This window comes from Nonomuraea sp. NPDC052634 (genome assembly GCF_040678535.1).
Lineage (GTDB): Bacteria > Actinomycetota > Actinomycetes > Streptosporangiales > Streptosporangiaceae > Nonomuraea > Nonomuraea fastidiosa.
On the sequence record NZ_JBFATY010000008.1, the window covers coordinates 31,893 to 46,242 of the forward strand.

Annotated in this window: 11 protein-coding genes; 6 read left to right on the plus strand and 5 right to left on the minus strand. The window is 69.3% G+C overall.

Features of this window, described 5'->3' with window-relative positions; all coding sequences use genetic code 11:
- Window positions 1–9: 9 nt before the first annotated feature.
- The 3 genes from glpK to AB0K67_RS29210 all read right to left on the minus strand — a co-directional run bounded on the left by glpK (window position 10) and on the right by AB0K67_RS29210 (window position 2,956).
- Window positions 10–1,521, minus strand: a complete 1,512-nt coding sequence (gene glpK, locus AB0K67_RS29200) for a glycerol kinase GlpK (RefSeq protein ID WP_364066767.1) — start codon at window positions 1,519–1,521, stop codon at window positions 10–12.
- 9 nt (window positions 1,522–1,530) lie between these two features.
- The gene (locus tag AB0K67_RS29205; protein ID WP_364066769.1) at window positions 1,531–2,337 is read right to left on the minus strand and encodes an MIP/aquaporin family protein; all 807 of its coding nucleotides are present in this window, start codon (window positions 2,335–2,337) and stop codon (window positions 1,531–1,533) included.
- A gap of 157 nt (window positions 2,338–2,494) precedes the next feature.
- Window positions 2,495–2,956 (minus strand): GNAT family N-acetyltransferase, encoded by a 462-nt coding sequence (locus AB0K67_RS29210; RefSeq protein ID WP_364066771.1) that lies wholly within the window; start codon window positions 2,954–2,956, stop codon window positions 2,495–2,497.
- A gap of 243 nt (window positions 2,957–3,199) precedes the next feature.
- On the opposite strand from AB0K67_RS29210, the gene AB0K67_RS29215 reads away from it, so the two are divergent.
- The 4 genes from AB0K67_RS29215 (at window position 3,200) to AB0K67_RS29230 (ending at window position 8,817) form a co-directional block, all read left to right on the plus strand.
- Window positions 3,200–5,299 (plus strand): AAA family ATPase, encoded by a 2,100-nt coding sequence (locus tag AB0K67_RS29215; RefSeq protein WP_364066773.1) that lies wholly within the window; start codon window positions 3,200–3,202, stop codon window positions 5,297–5,299.
- 143 nt (window positions 5,300–5,442) lie between these two features.
- Window positions 5,443–6,459, plus strand: coding sequence for a hypothetical protein (locus AB0K67_RS29220; RefSeq protein WP_364066774.1), 1,017 nt, complete (start codon window positions 5,443–5,445; stop codon window positions 6,457–6,459).
- Window positions 6,460–6,800: 341 nt separating this feature from the next.
- Window positions 6,801–7,700 (plus strand): PAC2 family protein, encoded by a 900-nt coding sequence (locus tag AB0K67_RS29225; RefSeq protein WP_364066775.1) that lies wholly within the window; start codon window positions 6,801–6,803, stop codon window positions 7,698–7,700.
- Window positions 7,701–7,764: 64 nt separating this feature from the next.
- On the plus strand, window positions 7,765–8,817 hold the full coding sequence (locus tag AB0K67_RS29230; RefSeq protein ID WP_364066777.1) for a Gfo/Idh/MocA family oxidoreductase: 1,053 nt from the start codon (window positions 7,765–7,767) through the stop codon (window positions 8,815–8,817).
- 214 nt (window positions 8,818–9,031) lie between these two features.
- Here the strand turns inward: AB0K67_RS29230 and AB0K67_RS29235 are convergent, their stop codons facing one another.
- Window positions 9,032–9,883, minus strand: a complete 852-nt coding sequence (locus tag AB0K67_RS29235) for a tyrosine-protein phosphatase (protein WP_364066779.1) — start codon at window positions 9,881–9,883, stop codon at window positions 9,032–9,034.
- A gap of 64 nt (window positions 9,884–9,947) precedes the next feature.
- On the opposite strand from AB0K67_RS29235, the gene AB0K67_RS29240 reads away from it, so the two are divergent.
- Window positions 9,948–10,820 (plus strand): hypothetical protein, encoded by an 873-nt coding sequence (locus AB0K67_RS29240; RefSeq protein ID WP_364066781.1) that lies wholly within the window; start codon window positions 9,948–9,950, stop codon window positions 10,818–10,820.
- A 67-nt stretch (window positions 10,821–10,887) separates the two neighbouring features.
- Here AB0K67_RS29240 and AB0K67_RS29245 read toward each other — a convergent pair whose 3' ends face one another.
- Window positions 10,888–12,981, minus strand: coding sequence for a M6 family metalloprotease domain-containing protein (locus AB0K67_RS29245; protein ID WP_364066783.1), 2,094 nt, complete (start codon window positions 12,979–12,981; stop codon window positions 10,888–10,890).
- Window positions 12,982–13,087: 106 nt separating this feature from the next.
- Between AB0K67_RS29245 and AB0K67_RS29250 the strand changes: the two genes are divergently transcribed.
- Window positions 13,088–14,245, plus strand: a complete 1,158-nt coding sequence (locus AB0K67_RS29250; protein ID WP_364066785.1) for a helix-turn-helix domain-containing protein — start codon at window positions 13,088–13,090, stop codon at window positions 14,243–14,245.
- Window positions 14,246–14,350: the final 105 nt, after the last annotated feature.

Genomic DNA, 14,350 nt, shown 5'->3' on the forward strand with positions numbered 1-14,350 from the left:
TCGGCGGCGCTAGTCGAGCCAGCCGAAGGACTTCGTGACGGCCTTCTTCCAGCCGGCGTAGCCCTGTTCGCGCTGCTCCTCCGTCCACGTCGGCTCCCAGCGGCGGTCCTCCGCCCAGTGGGTGCGGAGTTCGTCGGTGTCCTGCCAGTAGCCGACGGCGAGGCCGGCCGCGTACGCCGCACCCAGGGCGGTCGTCTCGGAGACCGTGGGGCGGCTGACGGGAACGCCGAGGATGTCGGACTGGAGTTGCATGCACAGGTCGTTCGAGGTGACACCGCCGTCCACTCGCAGGACGTCCAGGACCACCCCCGAGTCGCGCTGCATCGCCTCGACCACGTCGCGGGTCTGGTAGCAGATGGCCTCCAGGGTCGCGCGGGCGATGTGGGCGTCGGTGTTGAAGCGGGACAGCCCGACGATGGCGCCGCGCGCGTCGGCCCGCCAGTACGGCGCGAAGAGCCCGGAGAAGGCCGGTACGAAGTACACGCCGCCGTTGTCGGCCACCTGCCGCGCCAGGGTCTCGCTCTGCGGGGCGGAGGTGATGATGTGCAGCTGGTCGCGCAGCCACTGCACGGCGGAGCCCGTCACGGCGATCGAGCCTTCGAGCGCGTAGACGGCGGGCTGGTCGCCGAACTTGTAGGCGACGGTGGTGAGCAGGCCGCTTTCCGAGCGTACGCGGGAGGTGCCGGTGTTGAGCAGCAGGAAGTTGCCGGTGCCATAGGTGTTCTTGGCCTCGCCGGGCGCGAAGCAGACCTGGCCGACGGTGGCGGCCTGCTGGTCGCCGAGTATGGCGGTGATGGGGACTTCGCCGCCGAGCGGGCCGTACCGGAAGGTGACACCGTAGGTCGAAGGGTCGGAGGAGGGGCGGATCTCGGGCAGCATCTGGCGCGGGATGCCGAAGAACGACAGCAGCTCGTCGTCCCAGTCGAGCGTGTCGAGGTCCATCAGCATGGTGCGGCTGGCGTTGGTGACGTCGGTGATGTGCACGCCGCCGTTGACGCCGCCGGTGAGGTTCCACAGCGTCCAGGTGTCGGTGTTGCCGAAAACGGCCTCGCCGCGGTCGACGGCCTCGCGGACGCCGTCCACGTTCTCGAGGATCCACTGGATCTTGCCGCCGGAGAAGTACGCGTCCGGCCGCAGCCCCGTCTTGTCGCGGATGACCTGCCCGCGGCCGTCGCTTTCGAGCGCGGCGGCGATGCGGTCGGTACGGGTGTCCTGCCAGACGATGGCGTTGTAGTAAGGGCGGCCGGTACGCGGGTTCCACACCACGGTGGTCTCCCGCTGGTTGGTGACGCCGAGCGCGGCCAGGTCGTCGAAGTGCAGGCCGGTGCGCTGAAGGGTGGTCTGGATGACGGCGGCGGTCCTGGTCCAGATCTCGATCGGGTTGTGCTCGACCCAGCCGGCCCTGGGCAGGATCTGCTCGTGTTCGAGCTGGTACTTCGCGTACTCGGCGCCGTCGTGATCGAAGATCATGAAGCGGGTGCTGGTGGTGCCCTGATCCACCGCGCCGACGAAATCAGGCATGGCTCACTCTCAATCTGACGGCTTGACGGTGTCGCGGTCCTCGCCCTGCGGCAGGAAACGGGCGATGCACAGCTGGTAGAGCGCGGCGCCGAGCGCTCCGCCGACCAGCGGGCCGACGATGGGGACCCACCAGTACGGGTCCCCATGCTGATCTCGCCAGGCGCCTTCGTAGCCGGTGAGCCAGCTGGCCAGGCGGGGGCCGAAGTCGCGGGCCGGGTTGATGGCGTAACCGGCGTCGGTGCCGAACGACATGCCGATGCCGACGATGAGCAGGCCGATGAGGAACGGCCCCATGTTCGCTCCCGGCGCCATGTTGAGGACGTCGGAGAGCGCGAAGACGACGAACAGCAGGATCGCGGTGCCGATGATCTGGTCGCGCAGCCCGCCCCACATGGAGACCGGCAGTGTGCCGTTGCCGGGCAGGGTGGAGAAGACGATCTGGGTCTTGATCGTGTGCCCGGGGTCGGCCATGGCCAGCACTTCGGTGTAGTTCCAGCGCACGATGAGCGCGGCGACGAACGCGCCGAGGGTCTGGGCCAGCGCGTACGGCAGGACCTTCGGCCACGGGAACCCCCTGAACAGGGCGAATCCCAGCGTCACGGCCGGGTTGATGTGGGCTCCCGTGGTCCGGCCGGCGACGTACACGCCGAGCGTCACGCCGATGCCCCACGCCCACGCGATGCTGTCGTGGTCGCCCAGCTCGGCGGCGATGACCTGTGCGACGACGCCGCAGCCGAACAAGATGAGCACCATCGTGCCGAGGAACTCCGCGACGAGCTCGCCGGTCAGCTTCCGCCGGGTGAGGATATGCGCCACCGAACCACCTCCTTACCGTGATCAGAGACTTTCCCGATCAACGATCAACACATACGGAAAGTGGTGGATAAGTTACGCAAAGTGCTTGACGTGCCGTCCGTACGCCTCTCGCCGCACAACACGGACGCCTCTCGCCGGACGACGTACGGAGAAACCGTCAGAGAGAACGGGTGAAGGTGATCAGGCTGGTGCCGGGGCCGTTGTAGTCGGGCACCGGGCCGGAGACCGTGAAGCCCATCTTGCGGTGAAAGGCGATGGACGCCGTGTTGACGGGCGCGGTGATCGCCCGGACGACCCGCCGCCCGTGATCACGGGCGAGGGCGAAGAAGCTCTCGTACAGGGTGCGCGCCAGACCGCTCCCCCGGGCCGCGGGGTGGACGCCGACGAAGTGGATGTACGCATCGTCGGGCAGCGACGGCGACGGGAACCCGATGAGGAAGCCGGCCAGGTCGCCGGAGCCGGGGCGTTCGGCGATGAGGCTGGTGGCGTGGAAGTGGTCGAGGAAGAGCCGGGGCAGCGAGGCGCGTACCGGCCGGCCCCACCAGTCGTCGACCACGGCGGCGATGGCGTCGTAGTCGGCGGGCCTGGCGGGGCGCAGAACGTGGTCGCCGGAGGTCACCTGGTCAGTCCCAGTGCGGGGGCCGGTTCTCGAGGTAGAAGGAGTCGTCGTCGGCCTCGCGCCAGTCGCCCCAGCCGAGGTCGGTGTCGTCCAAGGTCTGCTCGGGTAGGAAATCCTTCACGCCGTACATGCTACCGAGGCGTACAAACCCATTCCCGATGTGTCGTCGGGATCAAGGACAGTTCGCGAGGTCAGCGGTACGATGCGTAGGCAGGTGTCGCCGATCCCCCCGTGAGGCTGCTCATGGCCACCCCGACAGGCTGGCGGCGAGAAGGCAATCTACCGGCGGAGCTGACCAGCTTCATCGGCAGGACACGTCTCCTCGCCAACCTCAAACGGCACCTCAACGAGTCACGCCTGGTGACCGTGACAGGCATCGGAGGTGTGGGCAAGTCGCGTACGGTGCTGCGCCTGGCCCATCAGGTGCGCGCCCAATATCCCGACGGCGTGTGGTTCGCCGACCTCGCCCGGCTGCAGGACGCGGGCATGGTCAGGCACACGATCGCCTCGGCGCTCGGCATCGCCGACCAGTCCTCGCGGGCGGAGTCGGAGTCGCTGTCGGATTGGGTGGGCGAGCGCGACATGCTGCTCATCATCGACACGTGCGAGCACTTGGTGCAGGGCTGCGCCGAGCTGGTGCACGAGCTGCTGGAGGCGGCGCCCAACCTGAAGGTGCTGGCCACCAGCCGCCAGTCGCTGCACCTGCCGTACGAGCACGTCGTGCCGGTGCCGCCGCTGCAGGTGCCGGGTGACGACCCGGCGGAGAGCCTGTTCACCAACGAGTCGGTGCAGCTGTTCGCGGCCCGCGCGAGCGCCAGCGTGCCCGACTTCGTGCTCGATGAGGACAACATCGGCCCGGTGGCGGAGCTGTGCCGCAGGCTCGACGGCATCCCGCTGGCGATCGAGCTGGCGGCGGTGCGGCTGCGCGCGCTGTCGGTCGAGCAGATCCTCGCTTTACTGGCCGACCGGTTCAGCCTGCTGGCGGGCGCGAGCCGTACGGCGCTGCCGCGGCACCAGACGCTGCGCGCGGCGATCGGCTGGAGCCACGAGCTGTGCGAGCCCGCCGAGCGGCTGCTGTGGGCGCGGCTGTCGGTGTTCGCCGGCGACTTCGAGCTGGAGGCGGCCCGCTTCGTCTGCTCCGACGGGCGGCTGCCGTCGGAGGACATCACCGACCTGGTGACGGGCCTGGTGGAGAAGTCGATCCTGCTCATCAGAAGCAACCACGCGGGCGTGCGCTACAAGCTGATCGACACGCTGGCCGAGTACGGCGAGGAGTGGCTGGAGAAATTGGGCCAGACCCAGCAGCTGCGCCAGCGCCACCTGGAGTACTACCTGAGCCTGGCGCAGCGCAGCGAGGACGCCTGGTCGGGGCCGCGGCAGATCTACTGGTTCGTCCGCATGCGGCAGGAGCACGACAACGTCCGCCTCGCGCTTGAGCACGCGCTGTCCACGCCGGGCAAGGAGCCGCTGGCGCTCACCCTGCTGTCGTCGCTGTGGTTCATGTGGGTGTGCTGCGGCTTCGCCCGCGAGGGCCGTCTCTATCTCGAACGCGCCCTTGAGGCCAACCCGAAGCCCAGCAAGGAGCGCTGCAAGGCGCTGTGGGTGCTGTCGTATGTCCGCAGCGCCCAGGGCGACAGCGTGGGCGCGCGTGAGACGGCCGAGGCCTGCAGCGTCGAGGCAGTCCAGGTGGGCGACTCCCGGGCCGTGATCCTCGGTTCCAAGATGCAGGGCACGGCCGCGATGCTGCAGGGCGATCTGCAGAAGGCGAGCGCTCTGCTCGGCGTGGCGATCGAGTTCAACACCGACAACAAGGAGCTCAACCCGGGCCTGCTTCCCGCCATCGTGGAGCTGTCCATCGTGCTCACCGAGCAAGGGGACGTCAACGAGGCCGAGTCGCTGTTGACGGACTGCCTGCAGGTCTGCCGCGAGCGCGGGGAGCTGTGGGTGAGCTCGTACGCGCACTGGGCGTTGTCGCTCCCGATGATGGCGATGAACAGGCTGGAGGAAGCGCTGGCGACCGCCCAGGAGGCGCTGCGCATCAAGCGCTACTTCCATGACACCGTCGGCACGCTCATGGCGCTCGAGACGATCGCCAAGATCTACTCGTCTATGGGCCAGGCCGAGCGGGCCGTGATGCTGCTCGGTGCGCTGCACCAGAACTGGCGCTCGTCCGGCCTGCCCATGCTCGGCGCCCCGTTCCTCACGGCGGACCACGACAAATGCGTCAAGGAGTGCAAGAAGCTCCTCGGCGAGGACCGTTACAAAATGGAGTTTGAGGCGGGTGCAGCGCTCGATTTGGACCAAGCGGTCACGGTCGCACAGGATGATGCATACGACAGCTAAATCGCCCAGTCCGTAATCTTTTTCGCCCTTACCCGTAATCGACTAGATGATTGGGCAAATTCTGCTTCGGGTAGGCCCACGGGAACGACATCTGCCCCAACGAGGGGCATTTGCCACAGTTCCCGTGGGGAGGCTGCGCACTTATGCCCGAAATACCGCCTGTTTCGCTACCCACCCCTTCCATTCCGTACCCCTCCAGGATCAATCCCTTCGAGGCCGTCGCTGCCGAGCACACGATCTCCTGGGCTCGGCGGCTCAAACTCGTCGCCGACGAGACCGCGGCCTCGCGCTTCGCAGGGGAGTCGTACTCCCGGCTCGTCGCCAGGCTCTATCCGGAGGCGTCGGTGCCGGCCCTGGCGCTGGCCGCCGACCTCAACAGCTGGTTCCACGTCTACGACGACCAGTTCGAGCTGGCCGAGGTGGGCTCGGACCCCGACCTGGCGCGGCGTATGGCGGACAAGTTCCGTGCGGTGCTGAACGGCGAGCCGCTGCACGACTCCGCAGGGCCGATACTCCACGGGCTGGCCGATATCCGTGACCGCATGCTCCTGCACGCCAGCGCACAGTGGTGGAACCGTTTCGCCACCCACCTTCAGGACTGCTTCGAAACCGCCCAGTGGGAGGTCGATAACCGCACGAGGGGTGAGATCCCCGATCCCGACAGTTATGTCGAGCACAAGCTCAACATCGCCTACGTCCCGCCCTCGTTCGACATCATCGAACTTGCCGAGCAGTTCGAGGTGCCCGACGACATCCGCGCCTCGACCGCGTATCGCACGCTCGTCCACGAAGCCGGGCACGTCGTCGTCTGCACCAACGACCTGATCGGCTTAAGGCGCGAGCTGCTGCAAGGGGAATTCCACAATCTCGTCATCGTCTATTGGAAGGCCCTGAACTGCCCCCTTCAGGTCGCCGTGGAAATGGTCAACGAGAAGATCTCCGAGCGCGTACGCGTTTTCGAAGCGGCCAAGGCGGACCTTCAGCGCACGTTCGACGAGCTCGGCACCGACGAGAACCGCCGGCACAGCACCCTCCGCTGCGTGACAGGGCTCGAGAACTGGATGCGCGGCTACCTCGACTGGGCCAAGGAGACGCGCCGGTTCGCCGATCCGGTGCTGCGCGGCCAGGTCACCGGCTTCCAGCGCGAGCTGGCCGACTAGCTCGATCTCACTGACGACCATGCGGGCCGTGCCCACGACCGGGAACACCCGCATGGCGTCGGTGCCCTTCTCGATGAGCGCTGCGTGCGTGACCGCCTTGAGCCTGCGGTGGCCAGCAAAGTGTCACCTTCGCCGTCCGCCAGGGCCCCGCTTGCGGCATGCGCGCGCCGTGATCGCGATGTCGCCCGCTCTGACCAGGGAGATCGGCGTCGTCCAGGACGCCTACGCCTTCGGGTCTTCGTCCATACGAACTGGTTCGTCCCGATAGGGTGCCGTGCACGGAATCGTTCTGTCCCGCCGTAGGTTCTGGTGAAGAGTACCTAGGGAAAGGCTGTCCAACCGTGTTCGACCCGAAGGATCTCTACGAGCTCGCAGACGACGCGCCCGAGCTGCATGATCCGGTCTTGCTGTACCACTTCGACGGCTTCGTCGACGCGGGCGGTGCCGGACGCCTCGCGCTGGGCCACCTGCTGGCCGAGCTGGAGCACCGGGTCGTGGCGAGGTTCGACGTGGACCGGCTGCTCGACTACCGGTCGCGGCGTCCCATCATGACGTTCGACACCGACCGGTGGGTGGACTGGGAGAGCCCCGAGCTGGCCGTGCACGCCGCCGAGGACGCGACCGGCACCCCGTTCCTGGTGATGAACGGACCGGAGCCCGACCGGGAGTGGGAGCTGTTCGCCAAGGCCGTGGGCGAGCTGGTGGAGCGGCTGAACGTGAGCAAGCTGGTGACCGTGCACGGTATCCCCATGGCCGTGCCGCACACCAGGCCGCTCGGCATCACCGCGCACGCCAGCCGGCCCGAGCTGATCTCCACGCAGTCCAGCGTGTTCGGCCGTGTGCAGGTGCCCGGCAGCGCGGCTGCCCTGCTGGAGCTGCGGCTGGGCGCCAAGGGCCATGACGCCGTGGGCTACGCCGTGCACGTGCCGCACTACCTGTCGCAGGCCGAGTACCCGACCGCCGCCGTGACCGCGCTCGAGGCGGTGACGCGCGGCACGGGGCTGGTCTTCCCGATGGAGAAGCTGCACGAGGCCGCCCGGCGTACGACGACGGAGATCGAGGAGCAGATCAGGGCCTCCGCCGAGCTGTCCACCGCGATCATCGGCCTTGAGCAGCAGTACGACGCGTTCGCCGCGGGCGCCCAGAAGGAGAACCTGCTGGCGGAGGCCACGCCGATGCCCACCGGCGACGAGCTGGCCGCCCAGTTCGAGCGTTTCCTGGCCGAGCGTGACGAGGAGTAGCGGGCGTGACGAGGAGTAGCGGGCGCTCTAGGGCGGGCGGGTGGGCAGCGGTTACCCTGAGCCGATGAGCGAGATCCGCGTCGGCCTCGTCGGCTACGGCACGGCGGGCGCCTACTTTCACGCCCCGCTGATCCACGCCGCCCCCGGCCTGTCCCTGGCCGCCGTGGTGACCAGGAACCCCGATCGCCGGGCCGAGGTGGCCGCCAGGTACGGGGCCGCCGCAGTGGACGACGTACAGGAGCTGTGGGGCCGCTGCGACCTCGTCGTGGTCGCCTCCCCCAACCGCACCCACGTGTCAACGGCCGCGTCCGCGCTCAAGGAGGGCCTGCCGGTGGTCGTGGACAAGCCGCTGGCCAGGACCGCCGATGAGGGGCGCGAGCTGATCCGCCTGGCCGAGGAGCGCGGCCTCATGCTCACCGTGTTCCAGAACCGCCGCTGGGACGGCGACTTCCGCACCGTGCGCCGCCTGGTCGAGGAAGGGGCGCTGGGCCGGGTGCTGCGCTTCGAGTCGCGCTTCGAACGATGGCGTCCGGTGCCCAAGGGCGGCTGGCGTGAGAGCGGCGGCCCTGACGATGTTCCCGGGCTGCTCTACGACCTCGGCAGCCACCTGATCGATCAGGCGCTGCAGCTGCTCGGCCCGGTACGCGCGGTCTACTGCGAGAGCGACGTGCGGCGCGAAGGGGTGGCGGCCGACGACGACACCTTCATCGCGCTGACCCACGCGAACGGGGCGCGGTCGCACCTGTGGGTCAGCTCCGTGGCCGCCCGGTTCGGGCCCAGGTTCCGGGTGCTCGGCTCGGCGTCCGGCTTCGTCAAGCACGGCATGGACGTGCAGGAGGAGCGGCTGCGGGCCGGGATGACGCCCGACACGCCAGGCTTCGGCGACGACGTGGAGGAGCGCTGGGGCGTGCTGGGCACCGAGGATCAGCCCGCGGATGAGCGGCGCGTCGTGCGCACCGAGCCGGGGGCGTACCTGGACTTCTACCGGCAGGTGGCGGCGGCGCTGCGCGACGGCGGCGCGCCCCCGGTGGATCCGCAGAGCGTTGTGGAGGCGCTGACCGTCATCGAGGCGGCCCGCCGGTCGGCCTCCGAAGGCGTCGTCGTCAACCTCGGCTGAAGCCGGGCAGTCCGCACGGAAACAACCCGCCGTCCAAGCGGCCCTCCGCCCGCTAGCGGCTCACCGTCCCCAGAGCGGCCCGCCGCCCACAAGCGGCTCGCCGTCCTCAAAACGGCCCGCCGCCCACAAGCGGCTCGCCGTCCTCAGAGCGGCCCGCCACCCACAAGCGGCTCGCCGTCCTCAGAGCGGCCCGTCGGTCCAAAGCGCCGGGCCGTCAGTCGCGCAGGCGCCCGCGGAGCGCCGCCGTGTCGGCGTCGGTCCAGCCGTTCGCGGCCAGCCACCCCATCGGGCCGCCGAACCGGTCGTCGAGCACACCGAGGAACTGCTCGATGTAGCGGGCGCGCGGCATGTGGTCGTCGGCGGGCCTGGAGTCGAGGTCGTCCCGGTACGTGTCGCTGCTGCGCAGCCGCTTGAGTATCAGCTCGATCCGCTCCCCCGTGGCCACGTAGTCCTCGACGATGGCCTCCCTGGTGACGCCCGCGACCTCCAGGGCCAGCGCCGACACCACGCCGGTGCGGTCCTTGCCCGCCGCGCAGTGCACCAGCGCAGCGCCGTCGTCCAGCGCCATCGTCCGCAGCGCGGCCACCACCGCGTCGGGCCGGTCGCGCAGGTAGCCGAAGTAGAACCCGGTGACCCGCAGCTCCTCGTCGAGCACCCGGTCCACCCAGGGCAGCACCCGCTCGCCGTCGATGCCATCTATGGCGGCGTCGGCCTCGGTGTCGGCATCAGTGTCGGCATCAGTGTCGGCATCGGTGTCGGCATCGACGTCGGTGTGCCGGCCGCCCTCGGCGAAGAGCGTCAGATGGTGGTGGCGCACCTCCGGCACCCGGGTCAGCGGGCCGGGGCCTTCCAGGTGCACCTCGGCGGTCGAGCGCAGATCGACCACGTGCCGCAGGTTGAGCTCGCCGACGAGGAGCGCCACGTCGGCGGGAGTGAGCGCCTGCAGGTTGTCGGCGCGGTAGAGCCGCCCGCGCCGGGTGCGGCCACCGTCAATCGTGGGCAATCCGCCCAGGTCACGCGCGTTGACCGCGCCTTCAAGGTCGATCCACCTCGTCGTCTCGCTCACGATCACGACCCTATATGTCCCCGAGAATGCAGCGAATTGGAGATTCATAACGCAGCATGAACGTATGGATCCACGAGCTCTGCCTCCCCGGCTGGTGATCGATCCATCGCTGCGCCCGGAGGTCTCGGCCGAGCTGCGGTCGAGCCCGCACATTCTCCGCCAGGCTCGTACCGGTGCGCGCATGGACACCACGCACAATCCGGCCGTGTTGTTCGTCCTCCCGGCCCTCCTCCTTCTGCTGTTCATGATCACCGGCAGCGCGCCGCTGTTCGTCATGGGCATGGGAGCCGGTGTCATCGTGCTGCTCAGGTGGCTGGCGACGGACGGCGCCTACCGCACGACCAGGCGAAGACTGCAGCTGGCCAGAGCGCACGCCGAGCACTACGTGCTACCCGAGGATCTCGATCATCCCTGCCAGATGCTGCTGCGCAGGGCGCAGAACGCCGTGGATGCCATCCTGAACTCCACCGTGCACAAGGAACGGCTGATCGACAGCGTGGACAACCAGGTGTCGCTGCCGGAGGAGCTCTGGCAGATCGCGCAGCGGCTGCGGCGGCTGTCGTCGATGCACGCCGAGCAGCGCAAGCTGGTGCCGCGTGAGCTGCCGCCGGACATGGAGGAGGCGTTCCGGCCGTACACCAGCGCGCTGGACGCGGCCTGGACGTCGCTGACCCGGCGCGTACGCCACCTTGAGAAGTACGCCAAGCAGGTGATCAAGGCGGACAAGGCGTATCACGCGCACCAGCGGCTGGAGAAGCTCGCCGCCAAGACGCCGGAGTACCAGCAGCTGCTGGCGGAGACCGTACGCGACGAGCTGGCGCACGACCGCATCAGGGAGCTGTCGGACCAGGCGAGCCACGTCCGCAAGCTGTTCGAGGAGAGCATCATGGAGGCCAGGCAGACGGCGGGCGAGCTGCTCCGCTCGCCCCTGACCTAGCCGATCTGGGGACGATGAGGCACGGCCCGCGCCGGCCGCGCCCCATCGTCGTCCAGTGGATCGCCGGTCAGCCGATGACGGTGCAGGTGGCCGTCATCTTCTTGGCCGGGTCGCTCTCGGACGTGGCCGTGAGCTTGACCTTGGCCACGTGAGCGCCGCCGTCGCGCACGGCGTCCACGCTGACCAGCTTCTGCTTGCCGAACTCCACGGAGGCCAGCGCGTTCGGCACGCGGACGCTCCAGCCCTTGCCCTGGACCTCGGCCGTGAGCCGGTAGATGTCGGCGTTGAGGTAGGCGCTGACGTCCTCGGGGTGCTGCCCGCGCGCCGGGGCCTTCTTGCCGGTGTTGATCAGCGGGAACTTGCAGGTGGAGACGTTCTTGCCGGACGGCAGGCCGGCCGAGGGCAGCAGCTTGACCCCGCGCCGCTGCGGGCCCGCGCCGTCGAGCGAGCGGATCGCGACCGTGTACGACAGCTCGCCCTCACGGTTGCGGTGCACGTCGGTGATGTAGAAGTGCAGCCGGTTGGCCTCGTCGACGTACTCGTACTCGCTGCCGGAGTCGGTGCCGGCGTGGAAGAGGGCGTCGGAGAGCTGGCGGTAGTCGCCGACGGTGATCGGGACCTTCGTGCCGTCGGGCAGCACGTAGTCGGTCATGCCGATGTCCTGCGGGTTGGCGTCGATCACCCACTCGAACGGCGCCCGGTCCTCGTCCTTGGTCTTGGCGAGCAGAACGCCGGAGTCGGGGGTGAACGAGTCGCTGCCCATGCGGTCCACGACCTCGATGGTGTAGTTGTCGTAGCCGCCGCCGTCGCACAGCGGATCGGTGGTGTCGCAGCTGCTGCGGTCCTGATCCATGGCGATGTTGATGCCGGACAGCTCGTTCTTGCCCGGCTTGACCACGCGCGCGGTCACCCTGGCGGTGACCAGGCCCGACTCGGCGAGCGCCTCGCGGCTGAGCCGCAGCACGTTCGCCTCGTCCACCATGTTCAGCTTGATCTTGTTGCGGAGCATGTGGTGTGAACCCATGGACGCGCCCGCGACCGGCGGGATCAGCCAGCGGGAGTGCGGGCCGCCGGGTCCGTTGAAGCTGCCGCGGCTCAGCATCTCCCAGATGCCGGTGTACGAGCGCCGCGGCGGCTGCCCGTACGGGTTGTTGTAGTTGTCGGCGATGCCCATGATGTGGCTCAGCTCGTGGGCGAACGTCGCCATGCCGGAGCTTTCGGCCTGCACCGAGTCGATGCCGAAGCGGGCGTTGGGCCAGAAGTTGGAGCCGGCCTGCCAGGAGGTCCACTCGACGTAGCGGGTGGGCGACCAGTTGGGCAGCGCGTCGTCCGGCGGGCCCCACTCGTCGGTGACGTCCTCCTTGGTCGGGAACTTCATCATCCCGAACTCCTGCCAGGTGGCCGACTCGTCCTGCCCGGCGCTGAGGTAGAAGATGAAGTCGAACTGGTCGGCCACCTCCTGGCCGACGTCGGCGATCCAGGCGGCGTTGCCGTCGGCGCGCAGGTTCCTGTTGCAGGTGTCGCCGGCCGGGCACGACTCGCGCTGGTACTCCATCGCGTACTCGTGGTCCTTGCCCGGCATCATGTACGGGCCGAACCCGGTCAGCTCCACCCCGATGCGGCCGCCGGAGTCCTCCATCCAGTATTCGTGGATGGTGTGCCCCTTGTTGAGGGCGTTCGGGGTGTTGAGGAAGTCCTCGTAGAACTTGGCGACCTTCTCGCGCGGGATGTCGTGGGCGTCGGCGCTCGGGTTGCCGTACACCGTGGAGTTCTGCGGCTGGGTCACCACGAACGGCTGGTTGGGGTAGTCGAGCAGCACGAGCGCGCCCTTGAAGGTGCGCTGCGACCCCTTGACGTTCGGGTCGTTCCACTTCGTGCCGGGCGGCTTCTTGTAGTCCGCCCACGTCATGTTGTCGGGGTTCTTCCAGTTCTGCGGGTCGATGGGCTTGAGCCCGCTGCTCGGCGTCTTGCGCAGAGCCTGCTCACCGGCGTCGAGGGACTCGTCGAGTTGCCAGGGCTGGGTCTGCGGCCAGTGGTCGCGCCGCCAGGGATGTTCCGGGTTCTCGGGGGGTGCTGCGGAAGCGGGGGTCGCCACCAGGCTCACCGGGAACAGCACGATGGCCGCCAGGAGACCCTTCAGCAGCTTCTTCGGGGCGTTCACGGCATGACCGTATAGAGACTGTTGACGGAGATCACCGAGCAGTTGTAGGGAAGACCTGTAGTGACATTTCCGTCATTTGATGAAAAATGCAGGTAAAGGTGCCATCGTGGCGGATCTTCAGCGGGCCGTGGACGAGCTCGCCACGCGTCTCGGGCGCCCCCTGCTCCTGGAGGACCGCAACCAGCGCGTGGTCGCCTACAGCGAGCAGAGCGGCGCGGTGGACGACGTCCGCCGCGACTCGATCCTGCGCCGGCACACCGTGCCCGAGGTGCGGCAGTGGCTGCGCGCCGCCGGGATCAACGAGGCCACCGAGCCGCTGCGCACCCCGGGCGCGCCGCAGCTCGGGCTGCTGCCGCGGGTCTGCGTCCCCGTACGGCACGCCGACGGCCTGCTCGGCTTCCTGTGGTTCATCGACGCCGAACCGCCCATGCCCGACGCCGACGTCGCCGAGGCCGCCCGCGCGGCGCCGGGCCTGGCGCTGGCCTTATTCCACGAGAGCCTGGCCGGCGACCTCGCCTCGCAGCGGGAGCTGGAGGCGGTGACCGGGCTGCTGCTCGGCGAGGAGGACGCGGCCAGGCAGCTCATCGAGGCCGGCGCCTTCCCGCAGTCGCAGCCGGTGACCGTACAGGTGGCCAGGCCGCGTACGGCCGAGCCGGACGACGCGCTCCGGCTGGCGGTGGAGCAGGGACTGCTGGCGCTGCGGCGGCGGCTGAGCGGGCACCACCCGCTGCACCTGGTGCGCTACGACCACGGGGTGCTGCTCACGGCGGGGCCGCCGGTGCCGGCCGACGAGCTGCACGCGGCCATGCCGGTGCCGGTGGTGGTCGGGATCGGGCGGTCCAGGCCGGAGCTCGCGCAGGCGGCGGAGTCGTACCGGGAGGCCAGGCGCGCGGCCGAGGTGGCGGCCCGGGTGCCGGGGCTCGGGCCCACGGCGGAGTGGGCCAGGCTCGGCGTCTACCGGATGCTCACCCGCCTGCCCGACCAGGAGCTGCATCCGGGGCTCGAAGGGCTGCTCGCCGACGAGCAGTACCTGCCGCTGCTGGAGACGCTGGAGACGTACCTCGACCTGGCGGGCAGCGCGGTGGCCACCTCGCGGGCGCTGCGGCTGCACCGCACCTCGCTGTACTACCGGCTGCAGCGGGTGGAGGAGCTGGCGCGCACCGACCTGAAGGACGGCGGTGAGCGGCTGGCCTTGCACCTCAGCCTGAAGCTGGCCCGCCTGTCCGGGCGCTACCTGCCGAGGAACCTGCCGGATCAGTCCTGACCCCATCCACGCGCGGCTCTCCGGCGGGCGCCGAAGTCGTCGCGGCGCAGGCTGTTCCTGGCCCGCCCGCGCGCGGCTCGCCGGCCGGCCGCGACCTACCCTCTG

Coding starts and splice junctions, on each gene's coding strand:
- AB0K67_RS29240 (WP_364066781.1), top strand. CDS start 9,948: ATGGATCCACGAGCTCTGCCTCCCCGGCTGGTGATCGATCCATCGCTG.
- AB0K67_RS29230 (WP_364066777.1), top strand. CDS start 7,765: ATGAGCGAGATCCGCGTCGGCCTCGTCGGCTACGGCACGGCGGGCGCC.
- AB0K67_RS29215 (WP_364066773.1), top strand. CDS start 3,200: ATGGCCACCCCGACAGGCTGGCGGCGAGAAGGCAATCTACCGGCGGAG.
- AB0K67_RS29220 (WP_364066774.1), top strand. CDS start 5,443: ATGCCCGAAATACCGCCTGTTTCGCTACCCACCCCTTCCATTCCGTAC.
- glpK (WP_364066767.1), bottom strand. CDS start 1,521: ATGCCTGATTTCGTCGGCGCGGTGGATCAGGGCACCACCAGCACCCGC.